The organism is Fructilactobacillus sp. X2R1C1 (genome assembly GCF_059901435.1).
Genome location: NZ_JBWXUV010000061.1, coordinates 1 through 319, shown reverse-complemented (window position 1 = coordinate 319; position 319 = coordinate 1). Strand labels below are relative to the sequence as shown.

Sequence of the window (319 nt, the reverse complement as noted above, 5' to 3'; positions counted from 1 at the left end):
AGTTGGAACGAATGATTTTTTTGTTGAGCCGGATATTTGGGAACTTCTTGATAGTATTGAAAAAATAGTAAAACCGCGTGGGGTTAAAATTTTACCTGAAATACATGAAAATTATCATATTGTGAGGAAACTAACAAATCATGGTTATTATAGTTATGATTTTGCTCTTCCTATAGTGGTTCTTTACAGTTTATATTCTGGAAATGTTGATCCTTTGATTTGGTGGCTTAAAAATAGTCCAATGAAGCAGTTTACAACATTAGATACCCACGATGGAATTGGAGTAGTTGATGGCAAAGGTATTTTAACAGATAAAGAA

Annotated in this window: 1 pseudogene; it reads left to right on the top strand. The window is 32.0% G+C overall.

The features are described 5' to 3' along the window. Positions 1-319: pseudogene (locus AC6UDG_RS07505) on the top strand (sucrose phosphorylase); the annotation flags it as partial.